Origin of the sequence: Streptomyces clavuligerus (assembly GCF_005519465.1) — a bacterium.
Taxonomy (GTDB): Bacteria; Actinomycetota; Actinomycetes; order Streptomycetales; family Streptomycetaceae; genus Streptomyces; species Streptomyces clavuligerus.
On sequence record NZ_CP027858.1, the window covers coordinates 1 to 15,215 of the forward strand.

Here is a 15,215-nt window from a genome sequence, read left to right on the forward strand (position 1 = left end):
CGCAAGCGCGGTAGTGGGATTCCCGCAAGCGGGAATCCTGTGCGCTCCGCGCACGCAGCAACAGCGGCGAGCTGCTGATTGTGGGGAGGAGTCGGGGGCGGCAAGGCCAGCATCATTGAAATCGCTCCAAGGTGATGCAGTGTGCAAGGTCAGCAGCTGGTGGCTACGGGCTCCGGTTATCGGGAGTACTCGGCGGAGGACGTCCGGCGGATCTTCCACATTGAGAGCCAGCGGTCCGACCGAGCCGCCCGTATGCGGGCGGCTGACTCAAGCGCTGGCGGACATTCTGGGGACGACCGCGTCGAGAGTGCCCTCATGGAGCTGTCGCGCTGCCGGTGGACGAGGGAGCGGGAGTCCACCGGCAGTGGCGCTCGCTCTTGGGTCAGTCCCTGCCGGCCAGGACGATGTTGTCCGCCAGCGTTTCGGGGTCGGTGAAGATGGCCTCGTGGCTGCCCGGCATCTGGATCAGTCGATGCAGACCAAGGCGGCTGGACATACGCGGGTGCCAGCCCCACTCCCCCGGCGGTAGTGCGGTGTCCTCGGTGCAGTTCAGGAAGCTCTTCGGGATGGTCAGTTCGTAGAAGCGTTGGAGGTCGAGTGTGTCCACGAAGGGCTGGAAGGGTTCCGGGGAGAGCTGTTCGTATGCCGCCTGGGCCTCCTCAAGAGTGGCGTCCTGGATGAAGACATCACGCCAGAGCGGGAAGGGGAGCATGATCGTACGAGCGTCGCCGTCGGACTCGGCGGCCAGGGCATGGAACATCTCCTTGTAGTGCGGAGGTATTTGGTCGATCAGACTCTTGCCCGGCTCGGGGACGAATGCATTCCAGAAGACCAGTCGGCGTAAGCGGTCCGGAATTTCCTCTGCCACCCTGGCGATGATCGATCCGCCGAAGCTGTGGCCGACCAGGACGACTTCCGTCAGGTCTTGGTCGACAATGAAGTCGACCACGGACTGGACACAATCGTTGTGGTTCACCGATTTGTCGACGTCGGCGCCATGGCCTGCCAGGGTCGGAGCGTGTGCGGTATGACCGAGCTTCTCCAGCCGTGTCATGACGGGCTGCCAGGCAGATCCGTCGTGCCAGGAGCCGTGGATCAAGACATACGTTGCCATGTTCGCCACCTCCACGATGAGTCGCCGAGCGCGCATGTGCAGCCTTAGCGGCGACGGCTCCGACTCTAGAGCGGGGATATCCGGAACGGCTAGCCTCCGAACACGACACTCAGCCATCGTTGTCTGTCGACCGCAGCCTGAAGCCGTTCTCCAAGGCGGCAAGCAGAATCCGGCCTGAGAATCGGCTCTGGGAGCGGAGTCCGGTCATGAGGTCGGCAATATGGCGGTCAAGCACGGACGGAAACCCCCAGGCGACTCGCAATGGAGGAGTCGGTTATGCCGTCCGTTAGGAGCCGCACTATGGCTTGTTTGAGGTCGTCGGACATCTCCCTGCGCCTGCCGTAGTCAACAGTGAACGGCTCACCGATGAGCCACATTTGCCCATACACGCAAGTGCTCGTCGTGTTCGGGAGTGTATTCGTGGGGCGAGGGGGCCGCGTGATTCGAGTTCTGGGGCAGGATGAGGGCAGCGCGGCACGGCACTCGTGGCGTTCGAACCGGTGGTACCGATCTTTCCGAGGAAGGGCAAGCAGTGGACATCGTGGTGGACGACCTGTCCGGGCCGGAGATCGTGGCATTCCTCGACGAGCATGTCCAGCAGATGCGGTCCGTGACACCGTTGGAGAGCAAACATGCCCTCGATCTCGGTGAGCTGCGCAAGCCGGAGGTCACGTTCTGGTCGGTGTTGGACAGCGGCTCGCTGGTGGGGTGCGGTGCGATCAAGAGGCTGGACGTGGGGCACGCGGAGCTGAAGTCGATGCGGACCGCGCTGCGGCGGGCGCGGAGCGGGGTCGCCTCGCTGCTCCTGGAGCACATCGTCGGCGAGGCCCGGCGGATGGGGTTCGTCCGGTTGAGTCTGGAGACGGGCTCGGGCGCGTTCTTCCTGCCCGCGCGGAAGCTGTACGAGAAGTTCGGCTTCTCGTACTGCGGCCCGTTCGCGGGTTATGGGCCCGATCCGACCAGTGCGTTCATGACCAAGGAAGTGTGAGGGCGGGCGCGGAGCCGCTGCCGGACAGTGTCACGCCGCGGGTGCTGACGGCCGACGATCCGGCGCTGTCGGCGACTCTCGCGCTCCCCCGGTCGGCCTTCGCAGCGGTGGGAGGCGCACCGTCTTCTTCGCGTACGTGCGGGACGCCGTCGCGCGGCTCTCTGCCCGGCTGGGTCTCTGTCCTGCGGAAGTCACTTGCTGATCGCCGATCAGCCCGCGCAGTCCTGAGTCCGGGTGGCCCGCTTCAGCGGGGTTCCGACGGTGGACACGGCGGCGCACGGCGAGGTGTCATGGGCCATGATCTCAACCGACAGACTGTTCGCGTTCACCGCCGCAGCCCTCTTGGTCATCGTCATTCCCGGGCCTTCTGTGCTGTTCGTCGTGGGGCGGGCCCTCGCGCACGGCCGCCGTACGGCGCTGGCCACGATCGCCGGGAACGTCCTCGGCACCTATCTGGTGATCGTGGCCGTCGCCCTGGGGGTGGGCTCGGTCGTCGAGCGGTCGGCCGCGCTGTTCCTGACGGTCAAGCTGGTGGGGGCGGCGTATCTCGTGTATCTGGGGGTGCAGGCATTCCGGCACCGCGGGGACATGGCGGTCTCCGCGATGGACACGGTGGGCGGGAGGGCCGCGCGCAGCGATCTGCGGACCGTGGCCGAGGGGTTCGTCGTGGGTGTCACGAATCCCAAGACGATCGTCTTCTTCGCCGCGGTGCTGCCCCAGTTCGTCGACCGGACGGCCGGGAACGTGCCCGTGCAGATGTTGGTCCTCGGGCTGGTCCCGGTCTGCATCGGGCTGATCACCGACACTGTGTGGGGGCTCGGCGCCACGGCGGCCCGTGGTTGGTTTGCCCGTTCGGAGCGGCGGTTGTCCCTGGTCGGCGGGGCGGGCGGTGCCGCCATGGTCGGCCTCGGTGTCACGGTCGCGGTGACCGGGCGCGCCGACTGATCCCGGCTTCCCGGCACACCGGGGGACGGCCCCCGGCCGCCGGGTCCACGGTGGTCAGGGGCCGTTGTGCGGTCAGGGGGGTGCCGGGGCCCGCCGGTGGTGGGCGAGGGGCTCGTGGGGATCGCCGGTGGTGGGGGTGTGGTCGGTGTGGATGGTCGCGGCGGTCAGGCCCGGCAGGGCGTGGAGGAGCGCGTGTTCGGCCCGTACGGCCAGTTCATGGGCGCGGATCACGGTCAGCCGGGGGTCGACGACGATGTCGGCCTCGGCCCTGAGCCGGTGGCCGATCCAGCGCAGCCGGACCTGTCCGGTGTCCCGGACGCCCTCGACGGAGCGCAGCGCGGTCTCGGCCCTGTCCACCAGGCGGGGGTCGACGCGGTCCATCAGCCGGTGCAGTACTTCCTGGGCGGCGCTCTTGAGGACGGTGAGGATGGCGACGGTGATCAGCAGGCCGACGACCGGGTCGGTCCGGTGCCATCCGAGGGCGGCGCCGGCAGCGCCGAGGAGGACGGCGAGGGAGGTGAATCCGTCGGTGCGGGCGTGCAGTCCGTCGGCGACCAGGGCGGCGGAGCCGATGCGGCGGCCGGTACGGATGCGGTAGCGGGCCACCCACTCGTTCCCGGCGAAACCGACCACGGCCGCGGCGGCGACTGCGGGCAGGTGGCTGATGTCGCGGGGGTCGAGCAGGCGGTCGACGGCCTGGTGGGCGGCGAGTGCGGCGGAACCCGCGATCGTCAGGACGATGACGACGCCCGCGAGGTCCTCCGCGCGGCCGTAGCCGTAGGTGTAGCGGCGGTTCGCCGCTCGGCGTCCCAGGAGGAACGCGATGCCCAGGGGGACGGCGGTGAGGGCGTCGGCCGCGTTGTGGACGGTGTCGCCGAGCAGGGCCACCGACCCTGACAGGGCGACGACCGCCGCCTGGACCACTGTCGTCGCGCCCAGGATCACCAGGGAGATCCAGAGTGTGCGCATGCCCTCGTGGGACGCCTCCATCGTGGGGTCGACGCGGTCGGATGTCCGGTGGCCGTGCGGGGTGAGCAGATGGACGATTCCGTGGCGGGTCCGGGGCCATCGGCCGCCGTGCCGGTGCCGGTGATCGTGTGTCTGCGTCTGCGTCTGCGCGGGATCGTGATCGTGGCCGTGGTGCCGGTGCTCGTGATCGCCGTGGTGGGAGTGGCCCTGGGTGGCGGTACGGTCATCAGCCATACCACCACCATGGCACGCGGAACCGATTGCGGCTATCAGGCTCATACCTACGATGACCAGGCGCAATTCACTCGCAACAGCGTCCGGTGCCCTCCTGGGACCGAGGTGCCCTACGGCCGTGCCCGCAGGGTCTCCAGGGCGAGTCGGAAGGCCGGGAGCATGCGCTCGTGCTCCGCGGTGTCCATACCGCCGAGGTCCAGGACGACGACGGTGCCACGGGGCGCGGCGACGGCCAGGGCTCGTTCCTTCTTGCGCTCGGCGAGGTCGGGGTCGGCGCTGACGTAGGTGACCTCGACCGCGTCGAGCTTTCCGGCCTTCGTGGCCGTGCCCGCCGCGGCGGCCTCGGCCGCCGTTCCCGGGGTCACGGTGCGGAACCGGCTCTCCTCGGCGTGGGCCTCGGTGAGGAAGGCGTCCAGTGCCTGTCGGGGGTTGTGGCCCTTGCCCTGCCAGACGCGCAGGAAACCCACCATTCCAGCGGGTTTGGCGTCGATCTCGCAGACCAGCCGGACCGTGCCCTGCTGGGGCGGGCCGCCCAGGGAGGGGTCGATGCTGACGGCCTCGGGCCGCCAGGACTCCGGCATCCGGAAGGTCACGGGCAACCGGCAGGGGCTGCTCGCGGTGCCGACGGTGACCGCCGCCTTGGGGAGTCCCGCCTCGTCCCCCTCCGCTTCCTTCCCGGCTGTGGCGGAATCTGACGATCCGCCGTTCTGCCGGTCGGCGGCCGACCGGTCCGGCTCCGCGGCCGAGGAGCACCCGGTCAGCAGGGCCGCCGATACAGCGGCGATCATCAGCGCCCGGCGCGGCACGCGTGTCATACCCACCCCCGTGATCATTTCCATGAGCCGGGCAACGCTAAGCCGGTGCTCCCGACCGGGTCAAGCGGAGTGGCCCCGGCTCCAGCGGAACTCGATCTCCGGGAAGCGCTGGGAGGGGCCGTCCAACAGGGGGGCGGGGCGTCCGGCGAGGAAGCGGCCGAAGAAGGCGACCGTGTGGGCGCGGACGGCCTCGGTGGCCCGGTCGGGGGCGAGGGTGCCGAAGAACTCCTGCCAGACGGGCGCGGGCCAGCTCTGGCGGAGGCCCAGGGGTTCGGCGTACCCGGCGAGGTCGGTGGCGCTGAGATGGCCGCCGCCCGCGAGGTGGAGGTGGCGGCCCCAGCCGTGGTGGGAGGCGCGCCAGCGGGCCCAGGTCTCGTGGTCGGGTGACGAGGTCAGCAGCAGGAAGGGGCGGTCGAGACCGGTGTCGGGGACGGGGGTGCCGAACAGGCCGCCGTCCAGGTCCAGTCCGGCGGCGAAGCGCCGGTCCTGGCGCATGGCCTCGGCCGCGGCGGCGCCACCCATGGAGTGGCCGAGGAGCCCGATCCGGGGCGGTGCGAGCCGCCGGAGGGCCAGCGCGTCGACGACCGTCCGCAGATCGGCCGCGCGCACCCCGGTCTCCAGCCGGTCCTGCGCGTCCCAGTCGTCGGGGGCCGACGGCAGGTTCCCGAGGATCAGCCGCCCGTCGGGGAAGCGGACGGCAGCCGCGTCGTGGGTGTGGTCCACGGCCGCCACCAGGTGCCCGTGCGAGGCGAGTTCGGCGGCGAGCGCCGTGGTCAGGGCACGGGTCGCGCCCCTGCCGTGGCTCACCAGGATCAGGGTGGGGCGGCGGTGGGGGCGGCGGGCCGTGCGGACCCCGGTGCGTATCCGGGCGAGGGAACCCTTCTGGACGCCCCAGGAGCGTTCCAGGACGGCCGCCGTACGGAGGTGGGTGTACGCGGCGGTCCCCCGCCCGGCGCTGTGTCCGGTGGCCGGGAACCAGAGCTGCACCATCAGTTCGCGCGGGCCGGGCCGTTCGGCGAACGGATCGGTGCGGGAGCGGTCCACCACGGGGAAGGAGTGGGTGGCGACCGGGTGGCCGCCCGTTGTCCGGGGCAGCCACAGGGGTTCCCGTCCGGTGGCGGCGGCGGGGGCGGGGAACGCGGCGAGGGACGCGGCCCCTCCCGCTCCCAGCAGCAGCGAACGACGAGTGAGCACCGGCGCCTCCCTGGTCCCGGGTGCGGTGTGCACCCTGATCGCCGCCACCCTAATGGTCCGTACCAATCTGCGGGAGCATCCGGGTGCCGGACGGAGGTCTCGTCGGCGCCCGAGGCATGACCTCCCGTGTGGTCCCCGGAGCGGCCCGGGGGTGCCGGGGTGGAAAGGCCGGGCAGGGCCGGGGAGTCGGGCGGGTTCCCTGCACGGTGCTGCCGAGGCCCCGGGAGACGCCGCCGCCCGCCTTCGTCCGGGCGGCTCCTCCCCCGCGCCGGGGTCGTCGGAGCCGTCGGCTGATATTCGCCGGTTTCACCGCCGTCCCGCCGCTGATGGCGTGGTGGGGTGCCGTCCCGCTCGCCGCGGACCGCTCGGCAGGCGGTCCGCGGAACGGTGACGGGCCGCCGGGTCAGCAGCTCGAACGGGGGGCGAGGCCGTCGCTGGACGGTTTCCGGTCGCGATAGGTGTCACCCAGGAAGCGGAGCAGGGTGTCCACGTCCTCCGGGGTGGTGGGGATGCCGGCCGACGCCCGGACCGCGCCTCCCGATGTGACGCCGAGCCGGGTCAGGTACTCCTCCAGGGTGTCCGGCGCGGCGACCCGGCGGGCCGCCCACCCGGCGGCGCGCAAGGTGCCCCGTCCGATGCCGAAGGCGGCTTCGCCCGCCCCGGGGTTGCAGAAGCACCCCGTACGAACGGAGATCCCGGCCGCCGTGGTATCGCGGGCGATGATGCGCTCGTCGACGAGGGCACCGCGTGCGTCGAGGACGTTGAACGCCACGGTGCCGCCCCTGCGGTGCGCGGTGCGGGGCCCGTACAGCCGGATCAGGGGGCGGCCGTCACTGTGGCACAGGCGTTCCAGTCCCGAAAGGAGCCGGGTGGTGAGCCGTGAGACATGGTCGTGGACGGCTTCGACGCCGATGGAGTCGACCCAGTCGAGGCCGGTGCACACCTCGGGGATGGCATGGAAGTCGACCGTGCCGTCCTCGAAGGCCGCGGCACCCCGGGCGAACCGGTGCCATCGGCCCTGGGCGGAGGCGACCTGGATGGTGCCGCCGGAGAACCAGGGCCGCCGCAGCAGGGCCAGGGCCTCGGTGCGGGCGATCAGACAGCCGACCCCGGTGGGGTAGCCGAACACCTTGTACCAGCTCACCACGGTGAAGTCGGCGGGCCAGCGGTCCAGCCGCAGGGGGTTGGACGCGGTGAACGCGGCGGCGTCGAGCAGGACGTGCCAGCCGAGTTCCCGGGCACGGGGAATCCACTCCAGGGGGTGGTGGACGCCGCTGAAGTTGCTCTGGGCCGGGTAGGCGAACAGGCCGCGTCCGCCGCGCCTGCCCCGCAGGGCCCGGTCCAGGGTGGCGTCACAGACCCGCAGTTCGAGGTCGCCGGGCGGGACATAGGTGGTCGGCGCGCGCCGGGCGCGGGCGAACTCCCGCAAGCCGTTGACCGAGTTGTGGTTGTCGAGGGTGAGCAGCAGCTCGGCGCGTCCGCGCCGGAAGGGGTAGCTCTCCCCCACGAGACGGCAGGCGGCGGTGGCGTTGGCGGTGAAGACCACGGTGTACTCGTCGGGGTCGGCGCCGACGAAGTCGAGGACGCGTGCTCTGGCCCGCTCCACGAGGGCGGTGCTGGTGGCGGAGGCGGGGCTCTCGGTGTGCGGATTGCCGAAGACTCCCCGGGTGAGGCGCTCGGCCTGGGCGCGGAGCTGGCGGCGGGCGGGCAGCGCCGCGCCGGTGTGGTCGAGGTAGACATGGCCGGTCTCGTCGAGATAGCCGTACTCGTCCTCGCGTATCCGGGCGAACAGGCCGGGACCGGCGGTGCGCCCGGTGCGCTCCGGATCCTCGGCACCGTCGGGCCCCGGGCCCCCGCCCGCTCCCCGGCTGTCGGTCCTGGTGACATTCTCGGCCATGGCATCCCCCGTCCGGATCAACGGTCCCCAGGATGCGTCCGGGGCCCGACGGCGGCAAGAACGCCACGTGACCGGGGGTTGGACCACGGCATATTCCCGGGGCAGGCACCGTATCGGAGCCGCAGCCCGCCCTGCGGGCGGCCGGTCGGCACCACCGTCGGGATCCGGCCGGATGCGGCGTCGGCGCCGGTACGGGCCCGCATCGGCCGACGGTCCCGAGCACGGCATCCGGAATGCCTTGGGCCGCACGGTCGGGGCCGGTGGGAGCAGGCACCGTCGGGCCCTGGCCGCCGCCGTGCGGGGCGCCGAGAGGTGGTGGGCCGGGGGATGCCCGCCAGGGTGGCCGACCGGATCGTCACCGGCCTGTGCGCTGCGGGGCGTCAGCCGAAGAGCGAGGTCCACCGGGCGCGCCGGGCGGTGGCCGTCGGCGTCGTGGCCGGTTCCGCTACGCCCGGGGCAGGGGGCCGCTGTCCCCCGGCGCGCGGGCGCCCCCCGGCCGACGGCACGGGCAGGGCGTCGAGGTCCCGGCGGGGGGTGAACCGTACGGGGAGCGCGGTCACCCGCTCGGTCATCCAGGCGGCGGTGGTGGACAGTCCGGCCGCCGGGACGCTCAGCTCCAGGCCGGGCAGCAGGGTGAGCAGGGTGTCGATGCCCGCCTCCGCGATGGCACGGCCGATGTCCCTGCCGGGGCACTCGTGGGGGCCGCTGCTGAAGGCGAGGTGGGAGCGGTTCCCGTGGACCGGGGCGGCGCGGTCGGGGCGGATTCTCGGATCGGTGTTGCCGGCCGCGAGACCGAGCAGCAGCATGTCCCCGGCCTTGATGTGCTGTCCGCCGAGGACCGTGTCCCCGGTGGCCCACCGCCCCGGGATCACGGAGACCGGCGGGGCGTCCCACAGCACCTGCTCCATGGCGTCGGGCAGGGTCATCTGGCCGCCCGACAGGCTCGCCCGGAAGCGGCGGTCGGTGAGCAGCAGCCGCAGGGTGTTGGCGACGAGGTTGACGGTGGTCTCGTTGGCGGCGATGAGCACCAGGCGCAGATGGTGCACGATCTCGTCCTCGGTGAGACCGGACCCGTGCGTGATCAGCGAGTCGGCGAAGTCGCGGCCCGGCTGTTCCCGTTTGTGGCGCACCAGGGCCCGCAGGCTGTCCGCGACGAAGTCGTTGCTGGCCACCGCGGTTTCGGTGCCCTTCATCAGATCGAGGCAGGCGGCGACGAGACGGGGGCCGCTCTCCTCGGGCATGCCCAGCAGCCGGGTCATCACGAGCATGGGCAGCTGTTCGGCGTAGTCACGGATCAGATCCGCCTCGCCCCGGGCCGCGAACGTGGCGGCCAGCCGGTGGGTGTACCGGGTGACATGGCGGCGTATCCCGTGCCGGTTGAACTGTGCCAGCCCGTCGGTGACCGCGCGGCGCAGCCGGGCGTGTTCGTCGCCGTCGGCGAAGACACAGCTCGGCTGCCAGCCGATCATCGGGCGCAGCGGCGAGTCGTCCGGTACCCGGTGTTCCCGGAACATCGACCAGCGGCGTGAGTCGCGGGAGAACAGGGAAGGGGTGCGCATGACTTCGAGGTTCTCCCGATGGCCGAGAACCAGCCAGGCGGGGAGGTCGCCGTGGAGCAGTACCGGGGCCACCGGGCCGTACTCCCGGCGCAGCAGTTCGTACATCGCCGGGGGGTCGGTCTCGGCCACCGGGCCGTAGAGCCGGTGCGTGCCGTCGGGTCCCAGGTCGTGCGCGGGGCAGCCGGGCGGCGGCACGGGCACGGAGAGGTCTTGGGGGACGTCTGGGCGCGGGGTGGTCACAGGGCCTCCGGAACCGGGGGTGGGGAGCGACCGGACGGGCGGACCGGGCCGCGAAGGCTCCCGGCGGGGCGCTCATGGACAGCACGGTACGGGGCCGCGGCACGTCAGCGGCGCCCGCCGCGGTCGTACAAGATCCCGAACCGCAGGCAGCATATCCCTGTGGGGTTCCGGTCCGACAAGCCGTCAAGCACGCGGTCCCGGCGGGGTGTTCCCGGCGGGGGCGCGCCCGGCCGCCGCCCGAACAGGGACGGAGGGGACGGAGGGCCGCATACGGTACGCGGCCATCGGTTGACACGGAGTGCCCAGCCGATTTCCATGAGCGCCTGTCCCGGAAACGGCCGGTCGCCCGGCCGGAAACGACCGGTGACCGGCCGGGCGTACCGTGCGTCCGGCTGTCCGACCGGTCGGCATGTCGTCCACAGAAGGAGCCCGTGTGTCCGGTTCATCCGCACCCCCGTCCCGCTTCCGTCCCAGGACCGTTCTGATCTGGACCGCCGTCTCCGCGCTCGGCGCCCTCTGCTGGGGGGTGCTGGCGCTCTCCCGGGGAGAGGAGATCTCGGCGGTCTGGCTGGTGGGGGCCGCCCTCGGCTCGTACGCCATCGGCTACCGCTTCTACTCCCGGTTCATCGTGACCCGGGTTCTCAGGCCCGACGACACCCGGGCCACCCCGGCCGAGCGGCTGGACGACGGGGTGGACTACCAGCCCACCGACCGCCGGGTGCTGCTGGGGCATCATTTCGCCGCCATCGCGGGTGCGGGGCCCCTGGTGGGCCCGGTGCTCGCGGTGCAGATGGGTTATCTGCCGGGCACGATCTGGATCGTCTTCGGTGTGATCTTCGCCGGTGCGGTGCAGGACATGGTGGTCCTGTTTCTCTCGATGCGCCGGAACGGCAAGAGCCTCGGGCAGATGGCCCGGGAGGAGATCGGCAAGGTCGGCGGGGCGGCGGCGCTGATCGCCGTCTTCATGATCATGATCATTCTGCTGGCGGTGCTGGCGCTGGTCGTCGTCAACGCGCTCGCCCATTCGCCCTGGGGCACCTTCTCGGTGGCGATGACCATCCCGATCGCCCTGTTCATGGGTTTCTATCTCCAGTTGCTGCGGCCCGGCCGGGTGCTGGAGACCAGTGTCATCGGGGTGGTCCTGCTGCTGCTCGCGATCGTGGGCGGCGGCTGGATCGAGAACTCCTCCCTGGCGGACACCTTCACGCTCAGCCCGACCACGCTGGTGTTCTGTCTGGTGGGGTACGGCTTCGTCGCCTCGGTGCTGCCGGTGTGGATGCTGCTGGCGCCCCGTGACTATCTCTCCACCTTCATGAAGATCGGCACCATCGCGCTGCTGGCCCTCGGGGTGCTGATCGCCGCTCCCGTGCTCCAGGCGGACGCGGTCACGGACTTCGCCTCCTCGGGCCAGGGCCCGGTCTTCTCCGGCTCGCTCTTCCCCTTCCTCTTCATCACCATCGCCTGCGGTGCGCTCTCCGGCTTCCACTCCCTCGTCGCCTCCGGCACCACGCCGAAGCTGATCGAGAAGGAGTCGCAGGTGCGGATGATCGGCTACGGGGCCATGCTCATGGAGTCGTTCGTCGCCGTCATGGCGCTGATCGCGGCCTCCGTGCTGGACCCGGGGCTGTACTACGCCATGAACGCGCCCGCCGGGCTGCTCGGCTCCAGTGTGGAGTCGGCCTCGCAAGCGGTGGCGAACCTCGGCTTCACCATCTCGCCGGAGGAGCTGACCGCGGCGGCCAAGGCGGTCGAGGAGAGCACTCTCGTGGCCCGGACCGGCGGTGCGCCGACGCTGGCCGTCGGCATGTCGCAGATCTTCTCCGATGTCATCGGCGGGGAGGGCATGAAGGCGTTCTGGTACCACTTCGCGATCATGTTCGAGGCGCTGTTCATCCTGACCACCGTGGACGCCGGGACCCGGGTCGGACGGTTCATGCTCCAGGACATGCTCGGCAATGTGTGGAAGCCGCTCGGCCGGGTGAACTGGAAGCCGGGCATCTGGCTGGCGAGCGCGGTGGTGGTGGCCGGGTGGGGGTACTTCCTGTACGCCGGGGCCACCGATCCGCTCGGCGGGATCAACCAGCTCTTCCCGCTGTTCGGTATCGCCAACCAGCTCCTGGCGGCGATCGCGCTGACCGTGGCCACCACCCTGCTCATCAAGACCGGGCGGCTGCGCTGGGCCTGGGTGACGGGTGTGCCGCTCACCTTCACCGTCGCGGTGACGTTCACCGCGAGCTGGCAGAAGGTCTTCTCCTCCGACCCCCGGGTGGGCTTCTTCGCCCAGCGGGAGCGGTTCGCGGACGCCATCGACGAGGGGAAGGTGCTCGCGCCCGCCAAGAGCATGGACGACATGCACACCATCGTCACCAACTCCACGGTGGACGGGGTGCTGATCGTCGTCTTCGTGCTCCTCGTGACCACCGTCATCGTCAACGCGGCGCTGGTCTGCGTCCGAGCGGTACGGGCGCCGGAGCTGCCGCCGACCACTGAGGCACCCCATGTCGCCTCGTCGATCGGCACCGCGGAGGCGGAGCCCCCGGTGGGGGTGCGCCGGTGAGGGGTCCGGCCGACGCGCTGTCCGCGCTGCGCCGGGCGGCCCGCGCCGCGCACTGGTATCTGCGCGAGCTGACCGGTGACACGGCGTACGAACGGTACTGCGAGCGGCACCGGCGGAGCCATCCGGGGACGCCGGCGCCGACGCGCCGGGAGTTCCAGCGGCTGCTGACGCGCCGACAGGAGGGTTCGGCCGTCTCCCGCTGCTGCTGACCACTGCCACCGGGGCCCAACGGACAGCGCCCGCCGTCGGAAACCCCGGGGGCACGGGCCGCCGCCGCGCCGGCGGCGGCCCGTGCCGGGAGATCCGCCGGGGTCAGCAGTTCGTGGAGTCGACCCGGGTGGAGTTGTACGAGCACGTGTCGGCCTTGCTGCCCGAGGCCCGCTTCAGGGTGGCCGTGTCCCGGTCGTTGTTCCACACGTAGTTCGTGCGGCCCTGGTAGCGGGTGGTGGCGTTGTTCGTGCCCTTGCCGGTGCGTATCGTCACCGTCTTGCCCTTGCCGAGGGTGAACGCACCGAAGACGTACCTGTGGTTCGACCCGTCCGTGACCGACCAGTCCTTGAGGCTCACCGCGGCCCTGGTGGTGTTGCGGATCTGGACGTACTCGGCGTTCAGACTCGCGTTGGTGCGGGTGTCGCGGCCCGGGCTGTCGTAGTAGATCTTCGAGATGTGGACCGAACCGGCGGCCTGGGCGGGCGTGGGCAGCAGGACGATGCCACCGACACAGGCGGCGAGGGCCGTGGCGGTCACGGCACGGAGATGGCGCATGAGCATCCTTTGCTTCCTGGGCCGGGCACCCCCCGATATCGGGCCCGGCACGAAAGGATCACTCTATGTCCCCCGCCCACACGGCGTGGAGGGATCTGGCAGATTGTGGATACCTTGCGAAGCCACCCCCGTCGATCCCCGGAAAAGAAGAGCAGAGCTTTGTCCGAAAAGCATCGCTGGAATGCCCCGTCGCCGCTGGGGGGCGGGGCGGCCGGCGGGCCGGGACGGATCAGAGCGGCTCCCCGGGCGTACCCAGCCAGTCGGCGACCGCGTCCGCGATCGGCTGCTCGGTCTCCAGCTCGATGAATCCGAACTGACCGCCCTGGTTGCACTCCAGGAACCACCAGGTGCCGTCGCCGTCCTCCGCGAAGTCGAAGGCGCCGTAGGCGAGCCCCGCCAGCCGCAGATACCGCGCCACGGACCGCTGGATCCGCTGCGGGGCCTCGGTCGGCCGCCAGGAGTGGCCGGTGTCGCCGAAGCGCCCGTCCACCTGGCCAGGTTCGGCCTCCTTGCGGGCGGTGAAGATCTCCTCGCCGACGGCGGTGAGCCGGATGTCGGCCCGTTTGGCGATGTACCGCTGGAGCAGGGTGGGCCCGGCGGCGACCTCGGCGAAGTCGGTGCCGGGCGGAACGAGCGTGGTGGGCAGCGCCATCGGCGGATCGCCGGGCGGTTTGCCCGAGATGGCCTTCACCACCACATGCCGGTACTGGTCGGCGAACTGCCGGGCGACCCTCGGATAGGTCGTGACGACCGTCGCGGGCACGGGAAACCCGCTGCGGTGCGCCAGGCGCAACTGCCAGGGTTTCAGCCGGGCCCGGGCGGCGGCGGCCCGCTCGTTCATCCAGCGTGCCGCCGTGCAGTCCAGCATGCCGTACAGCGCCTGCCCGCTCTCGGCGGTCAGCCACTCGGACGGCTCGGCGGCGTGCGCCGCCGGTTCGCCGGGCCTGCGCACCCAGATGGAGCGCAGGCCGTCCATGCTCACCACGCGCCCCCCGGTCGAGAGATAGCCGCGGAACTCGCCGCGGACATATTCCGCGGAGAGCGCCCCCTCGCCCGGGAGGTCGCCCGGATCGAACCTGACGAGCGGGACGCCCCTCTTGTGGAGCTGCGCCACCACCATGTCGGCGGTGACGTCCTGCTCGCAGGTCAGGATCAGTACCGTCATCGCGGGTGACGGCTCAGTCGTCGAAGTGGGTGGCGGAGCCCGCCGTGGAGGTGGTGGTGCCAACCGCCGCCAGCAGCACCCGGTCCATGATGGCCGGCCGCCCGTCGGGCAGCACGTTCAACTGAAGGGTCGCGTCGTACGAGTACTGGTCGACCACAGGCGCCAGCTCGGCCGGACGTGCGTAGTTCCACGCGAACGGTTTCATGCTTTCTCCCTGCCCACACGGGACTGTCCGGGGCCACGGTGTGGCCACTGAGGCAATACGTCGAGTTGATGTAGTCGATTCATCACGTACCGTCATATTGCAGAAACTACTTGCCGATCCGGAGTCCACCGGTCCGAGGCGCCGCGCATTCACTCCGTGAACACTTCGGCACGCACAGGTGGTTGACGCTTTCCCGGCACTGATAGAGACGCTCGGGGCGTCAATTTCGTGCACCCGCCAGGGGAGTGACGTCGGTCACCATCAGCCCCAGGAGTCCCACTGGTCACAGTTGTTACCGATGCTCACTCATGTCGCCCCCCGCTTGATGAACACAGCGTGATACCGCGTTCCCTTTTCGGTGATCACCGCCGGCGCCCGGACACTCGGACGCGGAAGCCCCGTTCGCAGCCGCCCCCGCAACGGTCCGGCAGGGGCGGCGTACTCACCCGTATCGTACGAGGAAAAGGCCAGATTACCCATGACGGGTGCCCCATCCCCGGCATCGAGTGCAGCCGTTTCCGGACACCGAGTGCCGATCGAACGCCGGAACGCCCCTCACCCGTCAGCA

13 protein-coding genes are annotated in these 15,215 nt (G+C 71.0%); 4 read left to right on the plus strand and 9 right to left on the minus strand.

Annotated elements, in window-relative coordinates:
• Nucleotides 1-382: 382 nt before the first annotated feature.
• Nucleotides 383-1,114 carry an alpha/beta fold hydrolase gene (locus tag CRV15_RS00010; protein WP_009998224.1) on the minus strand — a complete coding sequence of 244 codons (732 nt, stop codon included), beginning with the start codon at nt 1,112-1,114 and terminating at the stop codon, nt 383-385.
• A gap of 532 nt (nt 1,115-1,646) precedes the next feature.
• On the opposite strand from CRV15_RS00010, the gene CRV15_RS00015 reads away from it, so the two are divergent.
• Nucleotides 1,647-2,102, plus strand: coding sequence for a GNAT family N-acetyltransferase (locus CRV15_RS00015; protein ID WP_009998227.1), 456 nt, complete (start codon nt 1,647-1,649; stop codon nt 2,100-2,102).
• Between the two features lie 297 nt (nt 2,103-2,399).
• A complete protein-coding gene (locus tag CRV15_RS00020) occupies nt 2,400-3,047 on the plus strand; it encodes a LysE family translocator (protein ID WP_009998228.1) in 648 nt (215 codons plus the stop codon).
• 72 nt (nt 3,048-3,119) lie between these two features.
• Here the strand turns inward: CRV15_RS00020 and CRV15_RS00025 are convergent, their stop codons facing one another.
• From CRV15_RS00025 to CRV15_RS00045, 5 genes are all read right to left on the minus strand, one after another.
• Nucleotides 3,120-4,250, minus strand: a complete 1,131-nt coding sequence (locus CRV15_RS00025) for a cation diffusion facilitator family transporter (protein WP_009998230.1) — start codon at nt 4,248-4,250, stop codon at nt 3,120-3,122.
• A gap of 110 nt (nt 4,251-4,360) precedes the next feature.
• A complete protein-coding gene (locus CRV15_RS00030; RefSeq protein WP_009998231.1) occupies nt 4,361-5,065 on the minus strand; it encodes a lipoprotein in 705 nt (234 codons plus the stop codon).
• Nucleotides 5,066-5,125: 60 nt separating this feature from the next.
• Nucleotides 5,126-6,259, minus strand: coding sequence for an alpha/beta hydrolase family protein (locus tag CRV15_RS00035; RefSeq protein WP_003962855.1), 1,134 nt, complete (start codon nt 6,257-6,259; stop codon nt 5,126-5,128).
• A gap of 403 nt (nt 6,260-6,662) precedes the next feature.
• Nucleotides 6,663-8,156: an aminotransferase class V-fold PLP-dependent enzyme gene (locus CRV15_RS00040; RefSeq protein WP_009998233.1), complete on the minus strand. Its 1,494-nt coding sequence runs from the start codon at nt 8,154-8,156 to the stop codon at nt 6,663-6,665.
• 380 nt (nt 8,157-8,536) lie between these two features.
• On the minus strand, nt 8,537-9,955 hold the full coding sequence (locus tag CRV15_RS00045; protein WP_003958806.1) for a cytochrome P450: 1,419 nt from the start codon (nt 9,953-9,955) through the stop codon (nt 8,537-8,539).
• A gap of 409 nt (nt 9,956-10,364) precedes the next feature.
• Here CRV15_RS00045 and CRV15_RS00050 point away from each other — a divergent pair, with 409 nt between their 5' ends.
• Nucleotides 10,365-12,512: a carbon starvation CstA family protein gene (locus CRV15_RS00050; protein WP_230864199.1), complete on the plus strand. Its 2,148-nt coding sequence runs from the start codon at nt 10,365-10,367 to the stop codon at nt 12,510-12,512.
• A complete protein-coding gene (locus CRV15_RS00055) occupies nt 12,509-12,721 on the plus strand; it encodes a YbdD/YjiX family protein (protein WP_003958808.1) in 213 nt (70 codons plus the stop codon). Before CRV15_RS00050 ends, CRV15_RS00055 begins: the two co-directional genes overlap by 4 nt.
• A 103-nt stretch (nt 12,722-12,824) precedes the next feature.
• Here the strand turns inward: CRV15_RS00055 and CRV15_RS00060 are convergent, their stop codons facing one another.
• The 3 genes from CRV15_RS00060 to tgmA form a co-directional block, all read right to left on the minus strand.
• The gene (locus CRV15_RS00060) at nt 12,825-13,277 is read right to left on the minus strand and encodes a lamin tail domain-containing protein (protein WP_044956005.1); all 453 of its coding nucleotides are present in this window, start codon (nt 13,275-13,277) and stop codon (nt 12,825-12,827) included.
• Nucleotides 13,278-13,506: 229 nt separating this feature from the next.
• The gene (gene tgmB, locus CRV15_RS00065; protein WP_003958810.1) at nt 13,507-14,442 is read right to left on the minus strand and encodes an ATP-grasp ribosomal peptide maturase; all 936 of its coding nucleotides are present in this window, start codon (nt 14,440-14,442) and stop codon (nt 13,507-13,509) included.
• Between the two features lie 13 nt (nt 14,443-14,455).
• Entirely contained in the window at nt 14,456-14,647 is a 192-nt protein-coding gene (tgmA, locus tag CRV15_RS00070; protein WP_009998237.1) for a putative ATP-grasp-modified RiPP, read from the minus strand.
• Between the last annotated feature and the right edge of the window lie 568 nt (nt 14,648-15,215).

Excerpts from the sequence above, each read along its gene's own strand:
- CRV15_RS00010 (WP_009998224.1), bottom strand. The coding sequence starts at position 1,114 with ATGGCAACGTATGTCTTGATCCACGGCTCCTGGCACGACGGATCTGCC.
- CRV15_RS00020 (WP_009998228.1), top strand. The coding sequence starts at position 2,400 with ATGATCTCAACCGACAGACTGTTCGCGTTCACCGCCGCAGCCCTCTTG.
- CRV15_RS00025 (WP_009998230.1), bottom strand. The coding sequence starts at position 4,250 with ATGGCTGATGACCGTACCGCCACCCAGGGCCACTCCCACCACGGCGAT.
- CRV15_RS00030 (WP_009998231.1), bottom strand. The coding sequence starts at position 5,065 with ATGACACGCGTGCCGCGCCGGGCGCTGATGATCGCCGCTGTATCGGCG.
- CRV15_RS00040 (WP_009998233.1), bottom strand. The coding sequence starts at position 8,156 with ATGGCCGAGAATGTCACCAGGACCGACAGCCGGGGAGCGGGCGGGGGC.
- CRV15_RS00050 (WP_230864199.1), top strand. The coding sequence starts at position 10,365 with ATGTCGTCCACAGAAGGAGCCCGTGTGTCCGGTTCATCCGCACCCCCG.
- CRV15_RS00060 (WP_044956005.1), bottom strand. The coding sequence starts at position 13,277 with ATGCGCCATCTCCGTGCCGTGACCGCCACGGCCCTCGCCGCCTGTGTC.
- tgmB (WP_003958810.1), bottom strand. The coding sequence starts at position 14,442 with ATGACGGTACTGATCCTGACCTGCGAGCAGGACGTCACCGCCGACATG.
- tgmA (WP_009998237.1), bottom strand. The coding sequence starts at position 14,647 with ATGAAACCGTTCGCGTGGAACTACGCACGTCCGGCCGAGCTGGCGCCT.